We start from the raw sequence: 19,001 nt of genomic DNA on the forward strand, positions 1-19,001 counted from the left end.
CCGAACCCCTTACGCGAAATCGGCGGCGTATTCGTCGATTGCTGCGCGCACCCTTTTCTCGGCCTCACCTTCGATCTTGGGATCTTCGGTGGTGATCCAGTCCAGCAGCTCCTGATGCTTTGAGCGCAGGAACGCCACCAGCCCGGTTTCGAAGCGGTTCACATCCTTGACCTCGATCTTGTCGAGATAGCCCTTGATGCCGGCGAAGATGACGCAGACGATCTCGGCATTGGTCAGCGGCGAATACTGCGGCTGCTTCATCAGCTCGGTCAGCCGCGCGCCGCGGTTGAGCAGCGCCTGGGTGGCGGCGTCGAGGTCCGAGCCGAACTGCGCGAAGGCAGCCATTTCGCGATACTGTGCCAGTTCCAGCTTGACCGAGCCCGCGACCGACTTCATCGCCTTGGTCTGGGCCGAAGAGCCGACCCGCGACACCGACAGGCCGGTGTTCACGGCCGGACGGATGCCCTGGTAGAACAGCTCGGTCTCCAGGAAGATCTGGCCGTCGGTGATCGAGATCACGTTGGTCGGGATGAAGGCCGACACGTCGCCACCCTGGGTCTCGATGATCGGCAGCGCGGTGAGCGAGCCGGCGCCGAAATCCTCGTTCAGCTTGGCCGAGCGCTCCAGCAGGCGCGAGTGCAGGTAGAACACGTCGCCCGGATAGGCCTCGCGCCCCGGCGGGCGGCGCAGCAGCAGCGACATCTGGCGATAGCTCACGGCCTGCTTGGAAAGGTCGTCATAGATGATCAGCGCGTGACGGCCGTTGTCGCGGAAATATTCCGCCATCGCGGTGGCCGAATAGGGCGCGAGGAACTGCAGCGGCGCCGGTTCCGAGGCGGTCGCGGCAACCACGATGGAATATTCCATGGCGCCGTTTTCTTCCAGCTTCTTCACCAGCTGCGCCACGGTCGAGCGCTTCTGGCCGATGGCCACATAGACACAGTAGAGCTTCTTGCTCTCGTCGTCGCCGGCGGCGTCGTTGTAGACCTTCTGGTTGAGGATCGTGTCCAGCGCCACCGCGGTCTTGCCGGTCTGGCGGTCACCGATGATCAGTTCCCGCTGGCCGCGGCCGATCGGGATCATGGCGTCAACCGATTTCAGCCCCGTGGCCATCGGCTCGTGCACCGACTTGCGGGGGATGATGCCCGGCGCCTTGACGTCGGCCACGCGGCGCTCGGTCGCCTCGATCGGGCCCTTGCCGTCGATCGGGTTGCCCAGCGCGTCCACGACCCGGCCCAGCAGGGCGTCGCCGGCCGGCACGTCCACGATCGAGTTGGTGCGCTTGACGATATCGCCTTCCTTGATGTGCTGGTCCGAGCCGAAGATCACGACACCCACATTGTCGCTTTCAAGGTTCAGCGCCATCCCCATGATGCCGCCGGGAAACTCGACCATCTCGCCGGCCTGCACGTTGTCGAGGCCGTAAACCCGGGCAATGCCGTCACCGACGCTGAGCACGCGGCCGATTTCCGCAACTTCGGCTTCCTGACCGAAATTCTTGATCTGGTCCTTCAGGATTGCAGAAATCTCTGCAGCTTGGATACCCATTTATCCGACCTCTTTCATTGCATTCTGGAGGGAATTGAGGCGCGAGCGGATCGACGTGTCGATCATCTTCGAGCCCACCTTGACGACAAGACCGCCGATCAGATCTTCATCGACGGCCGCATTCACGTTGACGGTCTTGCCCACGCGCGCCGACAGCACCTTGGCAAGCTTTTCGGTCTGCGCCTTGGTCAGCGCCTTGGCGCTTACCACCTCGGCGGTGATCTCGTTGCGCTCCTCGGCCAGCCGGGCGCGCAGGGCGACGATCAGCTGCGGCAGCACGAACAGGCGGCGCTTTTCCGCCATCAGGGCAAGTGCGTTCTTCATCACCGGCGCCAGCCCCATCCTTTCGGCGATGGCGGCGATGGCAGCCTCCTGATCGGCACGCGAGATCAGGGGCGAATGGATCAGGGTACGCAGGTCGGCGCTTTCGGCCAGGGCGGCACCCAGATCGTTGAGGCTCTTTTCCAGACCATCGAGGTCATTGTTCTCTTGCGCGATCTCGAAGATCGCGGTGGCATAGCGCGCGGCGATGCCTGCGGAGATCGAAGCTGGTTCGGACACGTCCACCCTTCCGATTTCTGGCCCCGGCCCGGTCGCGCTAGTCAACCACCCCGGGGGCGTGACGAAGCCCCGCCGGAAGGCAGGGCACGAAAATCAGGGGGGATGTAGCAGAGCGGCCCCTGTGCCGCAACATGCGATAGCGCAATCACTTTCGCGGGAACATCGCGCATTTTCAATGGCTTGCCAAAACTGCGACCCTTTGGACGCCAAATCGGGGTCGAAAAATGCGGGCATTTCGCAAATTTCGGCGATTCCTCGGCCGCGCTTCGCCCCCTCTCAAGAACGGCGATCGCGGCCCACGCTTGCGGGAAACCGCTCTGCCCCTGCCCCCGTCAGGCCGGGCGGGCCACACCTTCCAGGACCTTGGGCGCGCGCTGCACCTTGCCCACCAGCGTTCCCTGCGGCGGCAGCACGCGCTTGCCGGCCTCGACCAGGAACACCCCTCCGGCCAGCACCGTGGGCAGCCGCGCCCCGATCCGTTCGAACAGCGGCCCGGCACGAAGCCAGAACCGCCGATCCGACGGCATCTGGTAGAGCGCGGCACAGTGGCGTTCGGGCAGGAACTGGTGCTGGATCAGCTGCGCCTCGAGCTGACGCAGCGTGTAGGGGCGACCATAGCCGAAGGGCGTCGCATCGCTGCGCGACCAAAGCCCGGCGCGGTTGGGCACCACGAACAGCGCCTTGCCCCCCGGCCCCAGCACCCGGCGGCACTCGTCCAGCAGCTCCGAGACGCGCTCGGAGGTTTCCAGCCCGTGCATCAGCACCAGCTTGTCCACATGCCCCGTCTCGACCGGCCACAGCGTCTCCTCGCACAGGACCGAGACGTTGGCCGCCCCGGCCGGCCAGGGCATCACCCCCTGCGGCCCCGGCATCAGCGCCATCACCCGGCGCGCCTGCGCGAGAAAGGGCCGCAGCAGCGGCACGGCGAAACCGTATCCCAGCACCGTCTGCCCCTTGGCCTCGGGCCAGAGCTGCTGCATCCGCGCACGGATCGACACCTGCGCCGCCCGCCCCAGCGTGCTGCGATAATAGAAATTGCGCAGATCCTGCACGTCGAGATGCATTGCGAAGGTCCGTCCGATGGGTCAGGTTCGAGGCGCAGTGTAACAGCCGAAGGATGAAAGGCCATGCCTCTCGAAATCGTCACCATCCCCTGCCTGAGCGACAATTACGCCTACGCGGTACAGGATACCGAAACCGGCGAGGTGGCGGTGATCGACGCCCCCGAAGCCGCCCCCATCCTGCGCACGCTGTCCTTCCGGGGATGGGGGCTGAACATGGTACTGCTGACCCATCACCACCCCGATCACGTGCAGGATCTCGACCTGCTGACCCGCGCCGTCGAGGTGCCGGTGGTCGGCGCCCGCGCCGACGCCCACCGGCTGCCGAAACTGGCTCTGGCCGTCGGCGACGGCGACGCCTTCGCGCTGGGGTTCCAGACCATCCACGTCCATGACGCCGCCGGCCACACCACCGGCCATGTGGCCTATCACTTCCCCGACGGCAACGCGCTGTTCACCGGCGACAGCCTGATGGTCATGGGCTGCGGGCGCCTGTTCGAGGGCGACGCCCGGACCATGTGGGACACCCTCAGCCGCTTCATGGAGCTGCCCCCCGAAACCCGCATCTACTCCGGTCACGAATACACCCTTGCCAATGCCCGCTTCGCCCTGACCATCGAGCCCGACAACCCGGCGCTGATCGAACGCGTGAAACGGATCGAGGCTGCCCGCAAGCGCGGCGACGACACCATGGGCCCGACGCTGGAGGAAGAGATGGCCACCAACCCCTTCCTGCGCGCCTCCCGCCCCGAGGTGAAGGCGGCGCTGGGCATGGAGGGCGCCGAAGACTGGGAGGTCTTCGCCGAGATCCGCCGGCGCAAGGACGCGTTCTGACCGCTTTCGCACGCCCCGCCGACAGGCCGGGTGAGGCATCCTTCCCGCCGCGACATACCCGTCGCGACCGACCCGCCGGGCGTCCGCCTGCGGGCCTTTCCGGGTGGACGTCCCGGCAACGCTCAAACAATTTGTGACCTTGAATTGAAAGAAAACCCTTGAAGAGCGGGCCGTATCAACCAAACTCTAATAATGTAAAGAACATGGTTGGTCCGGGGAACGGCCCGGGCGGGGTTTCACCCGGTTCGCTCTCCATCCGACCCAATACCCAAGGAGCACCCGCGTGCCTTCATTCTCGAGCACTCTGGAACAGGCCATCCACGCCGCGCTTGCGCTGGCGAACGAACGGCGTCACGAATTCGCAACGCTGGAGCATCTGCTGCTGGCACTGCTGGACGAACCCGACGCGGTACGCGTGATGCGGGCCTGCAATGTCGATCTGGACGAATTGCGGGGCACGCTGTCGGAATTCATCGAGGATGACCTGTCCAACCTGGTGACCGACATCGACGGCTCCGAGGCGGTGCCGACCGCCGCCTTCCAGCGGGTGATCCAGCGTGCCGCGATCCATGTGCAAAGCTCGGGCCGGACCGAGGTGACCGGTGCCAACGTGCTGGTGGCGATCTTCGCCGAGCGGGAATCGAACGCGGCCTATTTCCTTCAGGAACAGGACATGACCCGCTATGACGCGGTGAATTTCATCGCCCATGGCGTGGCCAAGAACCCCGCCTATGGCGAAGCGCGCCCGGTAACCGGCGCCGACGATGCCGAGTCCGGCAACCGGACCGAGGCCGAGGCCGAACAGAAGGACAGCGCCCTGGCCAAGTTCTGCGTCAACCTCAACGACAAGGCGCGCGAAGGCGGGATCGACCCGCTGATCGGCCGCGATTCGGAGGTGGAACGCTGCATCCAGGTGCTGTGCCGGCGGCGCAAGAACAACCCGCTTCTGGTGGGGGATCCCGGCGTCGGCAAGACCGCCATCGCCGAGGGGCTGGCGCACCGCATCGTCAATGGCGACGTGCCCGAGGTTCTGTCCAGGACCACGATCTACGCGCTCGACATGGGCGCGCTGCTGGCCGGCACCCGCTATCGCGGCGATTTCGAGGAACGGCTGAAGGCGGTGGTGACCGAGCTGGAAAACCACCCCGACGCGGTGCTGTTCATCGACGAGATCCACACCGTGATCGGTGCCGGTGCCACCTCGGGCGGGGCGATGGATGCCTCGAACCTGCTGAAACCGGCCCTGCAGGGCGGCAAGCTGCGCACCATGGGCAGCACCACCTACAAGGAGTTCCGCCAGCATTTCGAGAAGGACCGGGCGCTCAGCCGCCGGTTCCAGAAGATCGACATCAACGAACCCTCGGTCGAGGACTCGGTGAAGATCCTCAAGGGGCTCAAGCCCTATTTCGAAGAGCATCACGGCGTGCGCTATACCGCCGACGCTATCAAGACCGCAGTCGAGCTGTCGGCGCGCTACATCAACGACCGCAAGCTTCCCGACAAGGCCATCGACGTGATCGACGAGGCCGGCGCGGCGCAGCATCTGGTGGTGGCGGCCCGCCGGCGCAAGACCATCGGCGTGCGCGAGATCGAGGCCGTGGTGGCCAAGATCGCCCGCATTCCGCCCAAGAACGTCAGCAAGGACGATGCCGAGGTGCTCAAGGATCTCGAATCCTCGCTCAAGCGCGTGGTCTTCGGCCAGGATCAGGCCATCGAGGCGCTGTCCTCGGCGATCAAGCTGGCCCGCGCCGGCCTGCGCGAGCCCGAAAAGCCGATCGGCAACTACCTGTTCACCGGCCCCACCGGCGTCGGCAAGACCGAGGTGGCCAAGCAGCTGGCCGAGCTGCTGGGGGTGGAACTGCTGCGCTTCGACATGTCCGAATACATGGAGAAACACGCGGTTTCCCGCCTGATCGGCGCGCCTCCGGGCTATGTGGGTTTCGACCAGGGCGGCCAGTTGACCGACGGCGTGGACCAGCACCCGCATTGCGTGCTGCTTCTGGACGAAATCGAGAAGGCGCACCCGGATGTCTACAACATCCTGCTGCAGGTGATGGACCATGGCGAGCTGACCGATCACAACGGGCGCACGGTCAATTTCCGCAACGTGGTGCTGATCATGACCTCGAACGCCGGTGCCGCCGAACAGGCAAGGGCCGCGATCGGCTTTGGCCGCGACCGGCGCGAAGGCGAGGATACCGCGGCGGTGGAGCGCCTGTTCACCCCGGAATTCCGCAACCGTCTGGACGCGGTGATTTCCTTCTCGCCGCTGCCGAAGGAGGTGATCCTCCAGGTGGTCGAGAAGTTCGTTCTGCAGCTCGAGGCGCAGCTGATGGACCGCAACGTCCATATCGAGCTGACCCGTCCGGCGGCGGAATGGATTGCCGAGCGCGGCTATGACGACAAGATGGGCGCGCGCCCCTTGGGCCGGGTCATCCAGGAGCACATCAAGAAGCCGCTGGCCGAGGAACTGCTGTTCGGCAAGCTCGCCAAGGGCGGCGTCGTCAAGGTGGGCGTCAAGGACGGCGAGCTCGAACTCAGGATCGAGGGTCCGGGCAAGCCGCGCCTGTCCAGCAGCAAGCCGCCGCTTCTGACCGCGGACTGATGCGCGGCGCGCTCCTCGCCGCAGCGGTTCTGGTTGCCTCGGCCGTGACCGCCACGGCCGGGGGCGAAGGGCCGGAACTGGGGCTTCCGCTTGACTGCACGGTGGGCGAGGACTGCTTCATCCAGCATTACGTGGACCGCGACCCCGGCCCGGGGGCGCGGGATTTTCGCTGTGGCACGGCCACCTATGACGGCCACAAGGGCACCGATATCGGCATCCACACCATCGCCGACATGATCCGCGGGGTACGCGTCTTCGCCTCGGCCCCCGGCGTCGTGGTGGCCACCCGCGACGGGATGGAGGACGTGGCCTGGTCGGCGGCAAATGCCGAGCGGGTCAAGGGCCGCGAATGTGGCAACGGCGTCCTGATCCGCCATGAGAACGGGTGGGAGACGCAGTATTGCCACATGCGCCGCGGCTCGGTCACGGTGAAGAAGGGCGAGAGGGTGAACCGCGGCGACACGCTGGGCCTGGTCGGGATGAGCGGCAAGGCCCAGTTTCCGCATGTGCATCTGAGCGTGCGGCACGACGGCAGGCTGGTCGATCCCTTCGATGTCTCCTCGCCCCTTGCCGGCTGCGGACAAAACGGCAAGGCCCTGTGGCAGGAGGACCAGAATCCCGGCTATGTGCCCGGCGGGCTGATCTATTCGGGCTTTTCCACCCGCGTTCCCGAGTACGAAGAGGTCAAGGCCGGCTCGGCTGCGCGCCGTTCGCTGGCGCCGGTGGCCGGGGCGCTGGTGCTGTTCACCTATGCCTTCGACGGCAAGCGCGGCGACGTGATCGAGATGCGGATCGACGGTCCCGAGGGCCAAGTGCTGTCGCAGAACGTCCTGCTGGAAAAGGATCAGGCCCAGTTCTTCCGCGCCGTGGGCAAGCGGCTGCGGGCCGCGCGCTGGCCGGCGGGGACATATACCGGCACCGTGGTGATGATGCGCGACGGGCGCGAACTCGACCGCCAGCACGTGCTGGCAACGGTGGAGTGACCGCCGCCACCCTGCCGCATCCCCCGCACGCGCCGATCAGCGCAGTATCAGCCGCGGCGCCGGGCCGATCGGGATCGGCCCCAGCGCGATGAAGCCGTCGCGCAGGTTCAGTTGCACGTCGATGGCGCGCGGGTTGCCGCCCATACCGGCCAGAAAGCCCAGGGCACGCTCGGCCGAAGCGGCGGCATCGGGCGACAGCCTTCCGGCCGCCTGCGCCATCGCCAGCATCTGCCGCCAGTTCTCGGCCTTGACGGTGATCGCGCCGGAGGGAATCCCCTGCCCGTCCACCGTGACCCTGCCCGCCGCCATCAACCGCAATTCGCCCCAGCGCAGCTCGGCCAGCTTCAGGTCCACCGAAACCGGCTGCGGGCGGCGCTCTTCCAGCGCCCGGCGGTCCCAGGGCCGGTCGAACACGACCTGCGCATCCAGTTCCATCGTCTCGAACCGCTCCGGCAGGCCTTCGGTGGCGCGCGCCAGCCGGCGGATCGCCCTGCCCGGCATGAACCCGTCCGCCTCGACCCGGTAGCGATAGGTGGCCGGGTCCTCGCCCTGCACCATGGACAGCACCAGCGACTGCCCGGCCAGAAGATCTCCGCCCCCCGCCTCGATCCGCCACGGCCCGGAGGTCAGCACCATCCGCTCCACCCCCAGCGAGAGGCCCGGGCGCAGGTTCAGATCGGCGCGCATCTGCGCGGCGGTGATCACCAGGTGCCGGTCGAACCAGGACAGGCGCTGCGCCGTGGGGGCAAAGCGCAGCGTCTGCCGCCCCGGCCAGATGGCGGGGCTTTCAAGGCTGATCCAGTCCGCCTGCCACGCAGCGCCGGTGGCCGGGTCGGCCAGCGCCGGACCGGTCAGCAGGTTGATGTGGCGCAGCGGGTAGCCCGAGGTCGAAAGCGACGCGTAATCGGCCTGCCAGCCGCGGGCGGCCTGGGCGGCAAACCAGTCCGAAATGCCGCGCCGCAGCCCGTAGCCCGCCGCATACCACCAGGCCGACCAGATCAAGCCCAGCGCGATCAGGATTTTCAGCAGCCGCATCATGCCCCGGCCCTTTCCCCTTTGCCCCGCATGGTGTTTACAGGCGCAAACGGGCAAGGACCAGCGCCATGACGATGTGGGTTTTCGGATATGGTTCGCTTCTATGGGATCCGGGCTTTCCTGTGGCCCGGCGCGCGGTGGCGACGCTGGAGGGCTGGCACCGGTCGTTCTGCATGCGCTCCATCCACCACCGCGGGACAAGCGAGTCGCCGGGGCTGGTGCTGGCGCTCGACCAGCTGGCGGGCGCCGCCTGCCGGGGGCTGGCGCTGGCGGTGGCCGAGGGGCATGAGGAACAGACCCTTGCCGCGCTGCGCGAACGCGAGCTGATCTCATCGGCCTATCTCGAACGCAGGCTGGAGGTGCGGCTTGAAGGGGGCGGGCAGGTTACGGCGCTGACCTATGTGATCGACCCCGCGCATGTTCAGTATTGCGGCGGGCTGCCGCTGGAAGAGCAGGCGCGGATCATCGCCCGCGCCCGTGGCGGGCGCGGCCCCAACAGCGAATACCTGTTCAACACCGCCCGTCACCTGGCCGAAATCGGGCTGGCCGATCCGGACCTGGAGTGGCTGGCCCGCCGGGTTCGAGCGCTGCTGCCATAAAGCCTTGGCCTTGCGGATCATTTCCCTGTAAGTTCGGCCCCGAGCAGTGAAAGTGCCGGGAACCCTGCCGAATGGCCCACCCAGACAGCGAAACGCGGCCGCAGTTTTCAAGACCCATCCGCCAGATCTTCCTCATGGTGGTGTCTCTGGGCATGGCCGTGTTCGGCGCCTTCGTCGCCCTGCCCCGGGTGCTGCCGGTGTTCGAGGCCAACCCCTATCTCAACGGCTTCATCGTCTTCGTTTTCGTGATCGGGGTGCTGGCCTGTTTCTGGCAGGTGTTTCAGCTCATGGGATCGGTGCGCTGGATCGAACGCTTCGCCGCCGGCGAGGCCGATGACGGCGCCCGCCCGCCCCGGCTGCTGGCGCCGATGGCCTCGCTTCTGCGCTCGCGCGGGGCGCGGATGCAACTGGGGTCGTCCTCGGCCCGGTCGATCCTCGATTCGGTCGCGCAGCGGATCGACGAAGACCGCGAGATCACCCGCTACATCGCCAACCTGCTGATCTTCCTCGGCCTTCTGGGCACGTTCTACGGGCTGGCGACCACGGTTCCGGCGGTGGTGGACACCATCCGCAGCCTCGCTCCGCGCGAGGGCGAACAGGGCATCGACATCTTCAACCGGCTGATGACAGGGCTTGAATCGCAGCTTGGCGGCATGGGCGTGGCCTTTGCCTCGTCGCTTCTGGGGCTGGCCGGGTCGCTGATCGTGGGGCTGCTGGAGCTCTTCGCCGGGCACGGGCAGAACCGGTTCTACCGCGAACTCGAGGAATGGCTGTCCTCGATCACCCGCGTCAGCCTGTCCTCGGGCGACGAGGGCGGCGCCGAGGCCGGCGCCATTGCCGCAGTGATCGATCACATGACCGAACAGATGGCCGCCTTGCAGGCGATGTTCGCCGAGGGCAACGCCAGCCGCGCCACGGTCGATCGCAAGCTGGGCGACCTGGTCGAGGCCATCGGGCAGATGAACGCGCGCCTCGACCGGTCGGACGGTGTGGCCGCGGCGCTGGAGCGCGTGGCGCTGGGCCAGGAGGCGCTGGTGGAGCAGCTTCGCCGCAACGGTCCGGGCGAGGGCATGGATGCCGAAAGCCGGATGCGACTGCGCTCGATCGACGTGCAGATGCTGCGGATTCTCGAAGAGATCTCGGCCGGCCGGCAGGAGAGCCTTGCCGAGCTGCGCAAGGATATCGAGATCCTCGTTCACGCGCTGACCGCCCCGCGCGGCGGCCAGCCGGGGGCGCGCGCTGCGGGGACCGGCCGGGCCGAACCGGCAGGAGACTAGGCCATGGCCCTGTCGCGTCGCACCGGGCAGCGCTTCCAGGCATCGATCTGGCCGGGCTTCGTCGATGCGATGACCGGGCTTCTGCTGGTTCTGATGTTCGTCCTGACCATCTTCATGGTGGTGCAGTTCGTCCTGCGCGAAACCATCACCGGGCAGAAGGACAAGCTGGACGCGCTTTCGAACGAAGTGGCGGCGCTGGCCCGGGCGCTGGGGGTGGAAGAGCGCAAGAGCCGCCAGTTGCAGGCCCGCATGGGGGCGCTGAATGCCACGCTGAACGATACCCGCACGGATCTGGACGCGGCCCGGGCCGAGCTGGAGAGCAAATCCGCCCTGATCGCCCGGCTGAGTGCCGAACGCGACCAGCAAAGCGCCGCGCTGGAAGAGGCCCGCAGCAAGATCACCGCCTTCGAGGCGCAGGTTGCCGCCCTTCTGGCCGATCGCGATGCGGCCCGGGAAAGCATCGCGACTCTCGAGGCGAAGCGAAGCGAACTGGAGCAGCGGCAGGCCGAACTGCTGTCCGAGCAGGAGCGGCTCAACCTTGCGCTGGCGCAAAGCCGCGACGAGATCGACGCCCAGGCCGAGGCTGCCCGCCTTGCCGCCGCCCGGCGCGAGGCGCTGGAAGCACTGGTCGAGGATCTTCGGAAACAGAACGCGCAGGAGACCGCCCGGGCCGACAGTCTGGGCAACCGGGTGGCCGAGCTGGAAAAGAAGCTGAGCGACGAAGAGGCCGCGCGCCTGGCCGAGGCCGAGGCCGCGAAGGCGTTGCGGAAGAAGCTGGAGGAGGCCGACGCCGAACTGACCGCGATGACGCTGGCGCTTGAAAAGCAGCGGAAGGAGGCCGAGGACACGCTTACCCTTCTAGCCGCGGCCGAGGCGGCAAAGAAGGACCTGGATGCAAAACTTGCCGATGCGCTGGCCCGGGTTTCCGAGGCACAGGCGCAGGCCAGATCCCGCGATGAACTGGCCGAGCGGCTGACCCGGGTGCTGGCGCAGATGCAGGTCACGCAGGCAGCCGAGAAGGAGCGCGTTGGCGCGCTCGAGGCCGAACTGGACCGCATCCGCGCGCAGGCCGCGCAGACCCGCGCTGCGCTGAGTGCCGAACTGGCGGCCGCGCAGGAACGGGCGGAAGCCACCCGCAACGAGCTTCAGGCGCAGATCGCGCGTGAACGCGCGCGCTTTGCCGCAAGTGAAAAGGCATTGCGTGCCCGGTTGGCCGACTCGCAGAAGACATCGGCCGAGGCGCGCGCGGCACTGGAAAGCGCCCTGTCACGGCTGCGGGCACAGAACATCCAGACGCAATCGCAATATCAGGACGAACTTGCCCGGCTGCAGGCCGAAAACGCCGAAATCCGCCGCTCTCTGGAAGCCAGGCTTGCCCGGCAGCAGAGCGCGGCGCAGGCGCAACTGGCGGCACTGCGTGATGCGCTGGCGCAGGAGAGGGAAAAGGCGCGCACGGCGCAGGCCGCGCTCGAGACGGAGCTTGCCCGGGCAAGAATGGAAGCTGACGCCGCCCGGGCGGCACTGAACGAGGAACTGGCGCAAGCCCGCGCCGAGACGGCGGCCCGGATTGCGGCGCTGGAGACGCAGCTGGCGCAGGCGCGATCCGATCTGGCGGCGGCACGCGAGGCCGCGCAATCCACCGCCGAGGATCGGGCATCGGTCGAGGCGCGGCTGCTCAAGGCACTGGAATCGCTCGAGAAGGCGCAAGCGGCCGCGGCCGATCAGGATGCGTTGCGGGCGCAGCTCATGGCGGCGCTGGCTGCCCGCGACGCGGCTGAAAGGAAGGCAGCCGAGCAGCTCAGCCTTGCCGAGCAGCGCGAGATCCTCCTGGCCAAGGCGCGCGAGACGCTGGCGAAGGAACAGGAGCAATCGACCGAGGCGCAGCGGCAGACTGCGCTGCTCAACCAGCAGGTTGCCGAGCTGCGCAGCCAGCTGTCCAGCCTCCAGGCGCTTCTGGACGACTACAAGGAACGCGACGCGGCGGCCCGGGTGCAGCTGGAAAACCTGGGCAAGGATCTCAATGCCGCGCTGGCCCGGGCGGCCTCGGAGGAGCGCAAGCGGCGGCTTCTGGAAGAGGCCGAGCGCAAGCGGCTGGAGGCGGAGGCGAAGAAACTGGCCGAGGAGGCCAGGACGCTCGAGGCCAGGGCCCGGCAGCTTGAGAAGTATCGCTCGGAATTCTTCGGGCGGCTGCGCGAACTTCTGGGCAACCAGGAGGGCGTGCGGATCGACGGCGACCGGTTCGTGTTTGCCTCGGAGGTGCTGTTCGCGCCGGGCAGCGCCGATCTTTCGCCCGAGGGCAGGGCCGAGATTGCCAAGGTGGCCGAGATTCTCAAGAAGATCGCGAAGGACATCCCGCCCGAGATCGACTGGATCATCCGGGTGGACGGGCATACCGACGACACGCCGCTGGTGGGGCATCCGAAATACGCCGACAACTGGGAGCTCAGCCAGGGCCGGGCACTGTCGGTGGTGCGCTACATGGTCGAGCACCTGGGCATCCCGCCGAACCGGCTTTCGGCCAACGGGTTCGGCGAATTCCGCCCCATCGACCCGCGCGACACGCCCGAGGCGCGGGCGAAAAACCGTCGGATCGAGCTGAAACTGACCGAGCGCTGATGCGCGTCAACGCGATCGGGGCGCTTCCGGACGGGGGGCTCTGCCCCCCGCGCCCCCCGGAGTATTTCCGGCAAGAGGAAGGTGGAGCGTGTTCCGGAACGGAGGATCGGCGGGCCGGGGGAGCGTGTCTATCTGCACCAGGGTCCGCCGCGATAACGCGCCGTGTCGAGGTGAAAATGGTCGCGGTGATAGCGGTCGGCATCGGGGCCGAGAACGGTCCCGAACGGGCCGCAGGCCGCGCGCCAAGCCCGCAGCAGCGACTTCCGGGCATGTTTCTCGCGCCAGCCCTTTTTCACCGTCACGATGCTGCCATCGCGCATGACGAAAGCGGAAATGTCGATCGCCCGGCCCTTGCCATGTTCCGAAATCCGCGCCCCGGGACGGCCATTGCGCGTGCGGCAGGCGTAGCCCGCGGCAACCTTCAGTTCGCTCAACCTCCCTTCGCGGCGCAGGGCCGGGCGGGCGCCCTTCTTCACCCAGAAGTCGAGAGCCCTTGCCGTGGTGCAGTCCATCACCGCGGGTTGGCTGAGCGCCACGCCGGAGACCGAGTGGACGCGAACCGCGCTCTCCACCCCGCAGCCTTTCAGCAGGCCGGGAACGCGGCCGACAACCTCGCCCCGGATGTCGGGGTTGTTGCAGATCGCGCCCGTCGCCCCTCTTGCCAGGCCCCGGGCACTGGAGAGCGACGCGCCCCTGCGCGGGCGGGCGCGTGGAACCGGTGAGGCCGCCGGCGGGGGCTCCGTTTCATCTGCGGGAAAGCGGATGCCGTCCCCCCTCGGCACCGGGTGGAGCGAGCGTTCCGGGGCCGTCGCCCCGGCCTCGTCCGGGCGGAGAAAAAGCGCGAGCGCGGTCAGCGCGGCAATGGCGGCGGCGGGGAGGCCGCGCGGTTTCACTTCTCGACCTTGACGCGGCCGAAATCGGGGGCGTCGGTGTCCTGTCCGGCCTCGATGATGCCGCGGCGGATGGCGCGAGTGCGGGTGAAGTAGTCGAACAGGTGGTCGCCGTCGCCGGTGCGGATGGCCCGCTGCAGGGCGAAGAGTTCCTCGGTGAAGCGGCCGAGGATTTCCAGCGTCGCCTTCTTGTTGGTGAGAAACACGTCGCGCCACATGGTCGGGTCCGAGGCCGCGATGCGGGTGAAATCGCGAAAACCCGCGGCCGAGAACTTGATCACCTCCTGTTCGCTGACCCGGTTGAGGTCGTCTGCCACGCCGACCATCGTGTAGGCGATGATGTGGGGGATGTGGCTGACCACGGCGCAGACCAGGTCGTGGTGTTCGGGGTCCATCTCTTCGGTATTGGCGCCCAGCATGTGCCAGAATTCGGTCAGTCGCTCGATCGCCTGGCGGTTGGTGCCTTCGGGAGGCACGATCAGGCACCAGCGATTGTCGAACAGCTCGGCAAAGCCGGACTCGGGGCCGGAATGTTCGGTCCCGGCCATGGGGTGGGCAGGCACGAAATGCACGCCTTTCGGCACATGCGGGCCCACCGTATCGACCACATGACCCTTGACCGAACCGACATCGGTCAGTGTCGCCCCCGGCTTGAGGTGGGGGGCAATTTCCCGGGCCACCTGCCCCATCGCGCCCACCGGCACCGCAAGCACCACCAGATCGGCGCCCTCGACCGCCTCGGCGGCGCTGTCGCAGACCCGGTCGGTGAGCCCGATCCGGCGGGCGGTCTCGCGGGTGGCTTCGCTGCGGGCGTAGCCGGTGACGGTTCCCGCGAATCCGGCCCGCTTCATCGCCCAGAACATGGACGAGGCGATCAGTCCCAGCCCGATCAGGGCCACGCGGTCATAGGTGGGTTGCGTCATTGCCCGCCTTTCCTGAATTCGGCCAGGGCCTCGGCCACGCGGCGGCAGGCCTCGGGTTCGCCGATGGTGATGCGCAGCGCCTCGGGCAGCTTGTAGCCCGCGACCCGGCGCGGAATGATGCCGCGCGACTGCAGGTGAGCGTCCGCCGCTGCGGCCTCGGCCGGCGAGGCGAAGCGAGCGAGGATGAAATTGGCGCAGGAGGTGTCCGAGGGAATGCCCTGCTCGGCGAGGGCCTCGGCCAGCCAGGCGCGCCATTTCGCGTTCTCGGCCCGGCAGCGTTCCACCCAGTCCCGGTCGCGCACCGCCGCCTCGGCCGCGGCCAGCGCCGGCGCCGACAGGTTGAAGGGCCCGCGCACCCGGTTGAGCACGTCGATGATGTTCTGCGGGCCGTAGCCCCAGCCGATGCGCATCCCCCCCAGCCCGTAGATCTTGGAGAAGGTGCGGGTCATCACCACGTTGTTCCGCGTTCCGGCCAGCGCAGCACCGCCGTCGAAACCTTCGACATATTCGGCATAGGCGCCGTCGAGGACCAGAATCGCCTGATCCGGCAGGTTTTCCGCAAGACGGGCGAGCTCGGCCGCGCCGATCATGGTGCCGGTCGGGTTGGCCGGGTTGGCGATGAAGACCAGGCGGGTTCTTTCCGTTGCCGCGGCAAGGATTGCGTCCACGTCCACCACGCGTTCGCGTTCGGGCACTTCCACGGGCGCGGCCCCGGCGGCCAGCGCGCTGATGCGATACATGGCGAAGCCGTGTTCGGTGTGGATCACCTCGGTCCCCGGGCCGGCATAGGCCTGGCAGAGGAAGGCGATGATCTCGTCCGATCCGGCGCCGCAGATGATCCGGGCGGGATCGAGCCCGTGGGTTTCGCCGATCGCGGCGCGCAGTTCGGCGTGATCGGACGAGGGGTAGCGATGCAGCGTCGCGGCAGCCCGGCGCACGGCCTCGGCCGCGGCGGGCGGCGGGCCGAAGGGATTTTCGTTGGACGACAGCTTGATGACGTTTTCCACGCCCGGCAGCTGCGACCCCCCGCCCTGGTAGAGCGCGATATCCATGATGCCGGGTTGCGGCGTGATCCTGGTCATGTCCCTCGTTCCTGCGCCGGGTCGATGCGGCCCCTGCCGTGCGGCACCGTATAGCCGCCCCTTTGCGCGGAGGGAAGGGCTGGTGCGGGGGGCTCTGCCCCCCCGGCCTGCGGCCTTCCCCCCCGGAGTATTTGCGGCAAGAGGAAGGGGTCAGGCGGCGCGGCGGCGGGGCCGGTATTGCCCGGTTTCGCGGTCGAAGGTGTAGAGGGGGGCGAGTTCCTCGACCCGCTCGGCCAGCTCGCGCACCGAATCGACGATGTAATGTGCGGTGTCGGGCTGCATCATCCAGCTGAAGTTGAGTCGCACGAAGCCGGGCTTGCGGCGGGTATCGCCGGCGAGGATCTGCCGGCGCAGCCCTTCGGACGCGGTCCGGTCGATCCCCAGCAGCCGGTGCCCGTAGGGGCCGGCGCAGGCGCAGCCGCCGCGGGCCTGGATGCCGTGGACGTCCGAGAGCATCCGGGTGAAGAGCTGTTCGCTGACCCTTCGTCCCTGCCCGTCGTGGACGATGAAGGAGAAGATCGGCAGGCGGTGCGGCCGGTCGGTGCCGAGAAGCTGCAGGCGGGGGTGGTTCTCCCACGCCTTGCGGGCGAGGCGTTCATGGGCGGCTTCGCGTTCGGCGATGGTTTCGGGACCGATCACGTCCTTGACGATCAGGGCGAGGGCGGCGCGGATGTCGCCGAGAATGTTCGGCGTGCCGGCCTCTTCGCGGTCTTCTAGGCGGTCGAGATAGTCGTGCCTCCAAGGCGAGACGAAGGCGACCGAGCCGCCTCCGGGCCAGGTGGGGCGGGTGCTGCGCAGCGCGGCGCGGTTGACCACCAGCAACCCCGAGGCGCCGGGCCCGCCCGGGAACTTGTGCGGCGAGGTGACGATGGCATCCTTGCGCGCATCGCCCTGCCCCATGGTCATCGGCAGGTAGGGGCCGCCGCCGGCATAGTCCCACACCGCCAGCGCCCCGTGGGCCTTGAGCAGGCGGGTGACGGCATCGCTGTCGGTGATGATCCCCGTGACGTTCGAGGCCGCCGAGAAACTGCCGATCAGCAGGTCGCTGCCGGCATGTTCGGCCAGGGCGGCGGCCAGCGCATCGAGGTCGGGGCCGCCCTGCGGGCCTTCGGGGATCTCGATCACGCGGGCGCGGCTTTCGCGCCAGGGCAGGATGTTGGAGTGGTGCTCGTAGGGGCCGATCAGGACCACCGGGTTACGGGCGCGGTTCACGCCGAGGAGGTGGACCAGCCGGTTGAGGCCGGCCGTCGCGCCCGATCCGGTGAAGATCACCGCATCCTCCTCGCCTGCGCCCATCAGCCGGGCGATCTCGGCCCGGGCTTCTTCGCGCAGGCGGGTGGTGAAGGCGCCGCAATACGAGGATTCGGTATGGCTGTTGGCATAGAAGGGCAGGACGTGGGCGGCGATGAAATCCTCGACCTGGCGCAGCGCCCGGCCCGAGGCGACGTAATCGGCATAGATCAGCGGGACATCCCCGAACAGGCCCGGGATCATCATGCCTTCGCCGATCACCCCGTTCCAGAGGGAACCGTCATCGCGGGCGGCCTCGATCGTCTTGCGAAACAGGGTCAGGGTCATGGCGGATCTCCTTTTGGAAGGAGAATGACCCATATTTTGAGTGAAAATCTCACATAAATTCAGTGCAAATTGCAAAAATTCGTGTCATATGATAGTCCATGTTCGAGATTTCAGATCAAATTGACAGACGCATCCTGAACGAGCTCCAGCGCGAGGCCGGCCTGTCCCAGCGCGCGCTGGCCGAGCGCGTGGGCCTGTCGCAGAATGCCTGCTGGCGGCGGCTGAAGGCGCTGGAGCGGCGCGGCGTCCTCAGGGGCGCGCGGGCGCGGGTGGACCGGGAGGCGCTGGGCCTCGATCTGGTGGTATTCGTGATGATCCGCACACGCCACCATTCGGCCGACTGGCTGCGGGAGTTCCGCCGCCATGTTCTGACCATCCCGGAGGTGGTGGATTTTCACCGCATCGGCGGCGATTACGACTATCTTCTGAAGGTGGTGACCGAGAACATGGCCAGCTTCGACCGGGTCTATCAGCGCCTGATCGAAGGGGTCGAGCTGGACAGCGTCACCTCGTATTTCGCCATGGAGGCCATTGCCGAGGACCGCCCCCTGCCGCTGTGAGGCCGCGCCCCGTGGATACCCGGACGCAGGCAGGTGACGGCCGGCCCGCCGCATCTTTCTCTTGCCCCAAATACTCCCGCCGGAGGCGCCCACCGGGAATCAAGGGACCGGGAATCCAAAGGGCCGCCCCGAGGGCGGCCCCTGCATGATCGCAAAACTGTCCCGATAGGGAAGCGTCAGTTCTGGGCGTAGAATTCGATGACGAGGTGCGGCTCCATCATCACCGGGTAGGGCACGTCCGCCAGCGCTGGGGTGCGCAGGAATTTCGCGGTCATCTTGGAGTGATCCACCTCGATATAGTCCGGCACGTCGCGCTCGGCCAGCGAGACGGCCTCGAGCACCATGGCCAGCTGCTTGGAGCGCTCGCGCACCTCGATCACGTCGCCTTCCTTGACGCGGTAGGAAGGGATGTTGACCCGCTTGCCGTTGACCAGCACATGGCCGTGATTGACGAACTGGCGGGCGGCAAAGATGGTGGGCACGAACTTGGCGCGATAGACCACGGCGTCGAGGCGGCGCTCCAGCAGGCCGATGAGGTTTTCACCGGTGTCGCCCCGGACCCGCTCGGCCTCGCGGTAGATGCGACGGAACTGCTTTTCGGTGAGGTCCCCGTAATAGCCCTTCAGCTTCTGCTTGGCGCGCAGTTGCAGGCCGAAATCGCTCATCTTGCCCTTGCGGCGCTGGCCGTGCTGGCCGGGGCCGTATTCGCGGCGGTTGACGGGGGATTTCGGGCGACCCCAGATGTTTTCGCCCATGCGGCGGTCGATCTTGTACTTGGCAGAGGTGCGTTTGGTCACCGTCTGATCTCCTTCATGTAGGAACCGCGGATCCCCGGGACGGGGCCTCGCG

16 protein-coding genes are annotated in these 19,001 nt (G+C 67.5%); 7 read left to right on the plus strand and 9 right to left on the minus strand.

Translation table 11 applies throughout. From position 1 onward, the window contains the following. Nucleotides 1-9 precede the first annotated feature (9 nt). From atpA to ACZ5CM_RS11875, 3 genes are all read right to left on the minus strand, one after another. Nucleotides 10-1,548: a F0F1 ATP synthase subunit alpha gene (gene atpA, locus ACZ5CM_RS11865; protein WP_464638987.1), complete on the minus strand. Its 1,539-nt coding sequence runs from the start codon at nt 1,546-1,548 to the stop codon at nt 10-12. Then, nucleotides 1,549-2,109 carry a F0F1 ATP synthase subunit delta gene (locus tag ACZ5CM_RS11870; protein WP_464638988.1) on the minus strand — a complete coding sequence of 187 codons (561 nt, stop codon included), beginning with the start codon at nt 2,107-2,109 and terminating at the stop codon, nt 1,549-1,551. A gap of 332 nt (nt 2,110-2,441) precedes the next feature. Continuing rightward, complete coding sequence (locus ACZ5CM_RS11875) at nt 2,442-3,173, minus strand: methyltransferase domain-containing protein (protein WP_464638989.1); 732 nt, start codon at nt 3,171-3,173, stop codon at nt 2,442-2,444. 63 nt (nt 3,174-3,236) lie between these two features. Here ACZ5CM_RS11875 and gloB point away from each other — a divergent pair, with 63 nt between their 5' ends. The 3 genes from gloB to ACZ5CM_RS11890 all read left to right on the plus strand — a co-directional run bounded on the left by gloB (nt 3,237) and on the right by ACZ5CM_RS11890 (nt 7,592). Beyond that, nucleotides 3,237-4,004 (plus strand): hydroxyacylglutathione hydrolase, encoded by a 768-nt coding sequence (gene gloB, locus ACZ5CM_RS11880; RefSeq protein WP_464638990.1) that lies wholly within the window; start codon nt 3,237-3,239, stop codon nt 4,002-4,004. 283 nt (nt 4,005-4,287) lie between these two features. Then, nucleotides 4,288-6,609, plus strand: a complete 2,322-nt coding sequence (gene clpA / locus ACZ5CM_RS11885) for an ATP-dependent Clp protease ATP-binding subunit ClpA (RefSeq protein ID WP_464638991.1) — start codon at nt 4,288-4,290, stop codon at nt 6,607-6,609. Next, nucleotides 6,609-7,592, plus strand: coding sequence for a M23 family metallopeptidase (locus tag ACZ5CM_RS11890; protein ID WP_464638992.1), 984 nt, complete (start codon nt 6,609-6,611; stop codon nt 7,590-7,592). The genes clpA and ACZ5CM_RS11890 overlap by 1 nt, the downstream gene beginning before the upstream one ends. Before the next feature lie 36 nt (nt 7,593-7,628). On the opposite strand, the gene ACZ5CM_RS11895 is transcribed toward ACZ5CM_RS11890, so the two are convergent. Then, nucleotides 7,629-8,630, minus strand: a complete 1,002-nt coding sequence (locus ACZ5CM_RS11895; RefSeq protein WP_464638993.1) for a DUF2125 domain-containing protein — start codon at nt 8,628-8,630, stop codon at nt 7,629-7,631. Nucleotides 8,631-8,695: 65 nt separating this feature from the next. Here ACZ5CM_RS11895 and ACZ5CM_RS11900 point away from each other — a divergent pair, with 65 nt between their 5' ends. The 3 genes from ACZ5CM_RS11900 (at nt 8,696) to ACZ5CM_RS11910 (ending at nt 13,119) form a co-directional block, all read left to right on the plus strand. After that, nucleotides 8,696-9,226, plus strand: coding sequence for a gamma-glutamylcyclotransferase (locus ACZ5CM_RS11900; RefSeq protein ID WP_464638994.1), 531 nt, complete (start codon nt 8,696-8,698; stop codon nt 9,224-9,226). A gap of 71 nt (nt 9,227-9,297) precedes the next feature. Next, the gene (locus ACZ5CM_RS11905; protein WP_464638995.1) at nt 9,298-10,503 is read left to right on the plus strand and encodes a biopolymer transporter ExbB; all 1,206 of its coding nucleotides are present in this window, start codon (nt 9,298-9,300) and stop codon (nt 10,501-10,503) included. 3 nt (nt 10,504-10,506) lie between these two features. Beyond that, nucleotides 10,507-13,119, plus strand: a complete 2,613-nt coding sequence (locus ACZ5CM_RS11910; RefSeq protein ID WP_464638996.1) for a peptidoglycan -binding protein — start codon at nt 10,507-10,509, stop codon at nt 13,117-13,119. Nucleotides 13,120-13,247: 128 nt separating this feature from the next. On the opposite strand, the gene ACZ5CM_RS11915 is transcribed toward ACZ5CM_RS11910, so the two are convergent. The 4 genes from ACZ5CM_RS11915 to ACZ5CM_RS11930 form a co-directional block, all read right to left on the minus strand. Next, nucleotides 13,248-14,012, minus strand: a complete 765-nt coding sequence (locus ACZ5CM_RS11915) for an extensin-like domain-containing protein (RefSeq protein ID WP_464638997.1) — start codon at nt 14,010-14,012, stop codon at nt 13,248-13,250. Beyond that, nucleotides 14,009-14,932, minus strand: coding sequence for a prephenate/arogenate dehydrogenase family protein (locus ACZ5CM_RS11920; RefSeq protein WP_464638998.1), 924 nt, complete (start codon nt 14,930-14,932; stop codon nt 14,009-14,011). Before ACZ5CM_RS11920 ends, ACZ5CM_RS11915 begins: the two co-directional genes overlap by 4 nt. Further along, complete coding sequence (hisC, locus tag ACZ5CM_RS11925; RefSeq protein WP_464638999.1) at nt 14,929-16,014, minus strand: histidinol-phosphate transaminase; 1,086 nt, start codon at nt 16,012-16,014, stop codon at nt 14,929-14,931. Before hisC ends, ACZ5CM_RS11920 begins: the two co-directional genes overlap by 4 nt. A 150-nt stretch (nt 16,015-16,164) precedes the next feature. After that, nucleotides 16,165-17,592 carry an aminotransferase class V-fold PLP-dependent enzyme gene (locus ACZ5CM_RS11930; RefSeq protein ID WP_464639000.1) on the minus strand — a complete coding sequence of 476 codons (1,428 nt, stop codon included), beginning with the start codon at nt 17,590-17,592 and terminating at the stop codon, nt 16,165-16,167. Nucleotides 17,593-17,690: 98 nt separating this feature from the next. Here ACZ5CM_RS11930 and ACZ5CM_RS11935 point away from each other — a divergent pair, with 98 nt between their 5' ends. After that, nucleotides 17,691-18,152, plus strand: a complete 462-nt coding sequence (locus ACZ5CM_RS11935) for an Lrp/AsnC family transcriptional regulator (RefSeq protein ID WP_464639001.1) — start codon at nt 17,691-17,693, stop codon at nt 18,150-18,152. 176 nt (nt 18,153-18,328) lie between these two features. Here ACZ5CM_RS11935 and rpsD read toward each other — a convergent pair whose 3' ends face one another. Beyond that, on the minus strand, nt 18,329-18,949 hold the full coding sequence (gene rpsD, locus ACZ5CM_RS11940; RefSeq protein WP_464639002.1) for a 30S ribosomal protein S4: 621 nt from the start codon (nt 18,947-18,949) through the stop codon (nt 18,329-18,331). Between the last annotated feature and the right edge of the window lie 52 nt (nt 18,950-19,001).

This window comes from Piezobacter thermophilus (assembly GCF_055386745.1).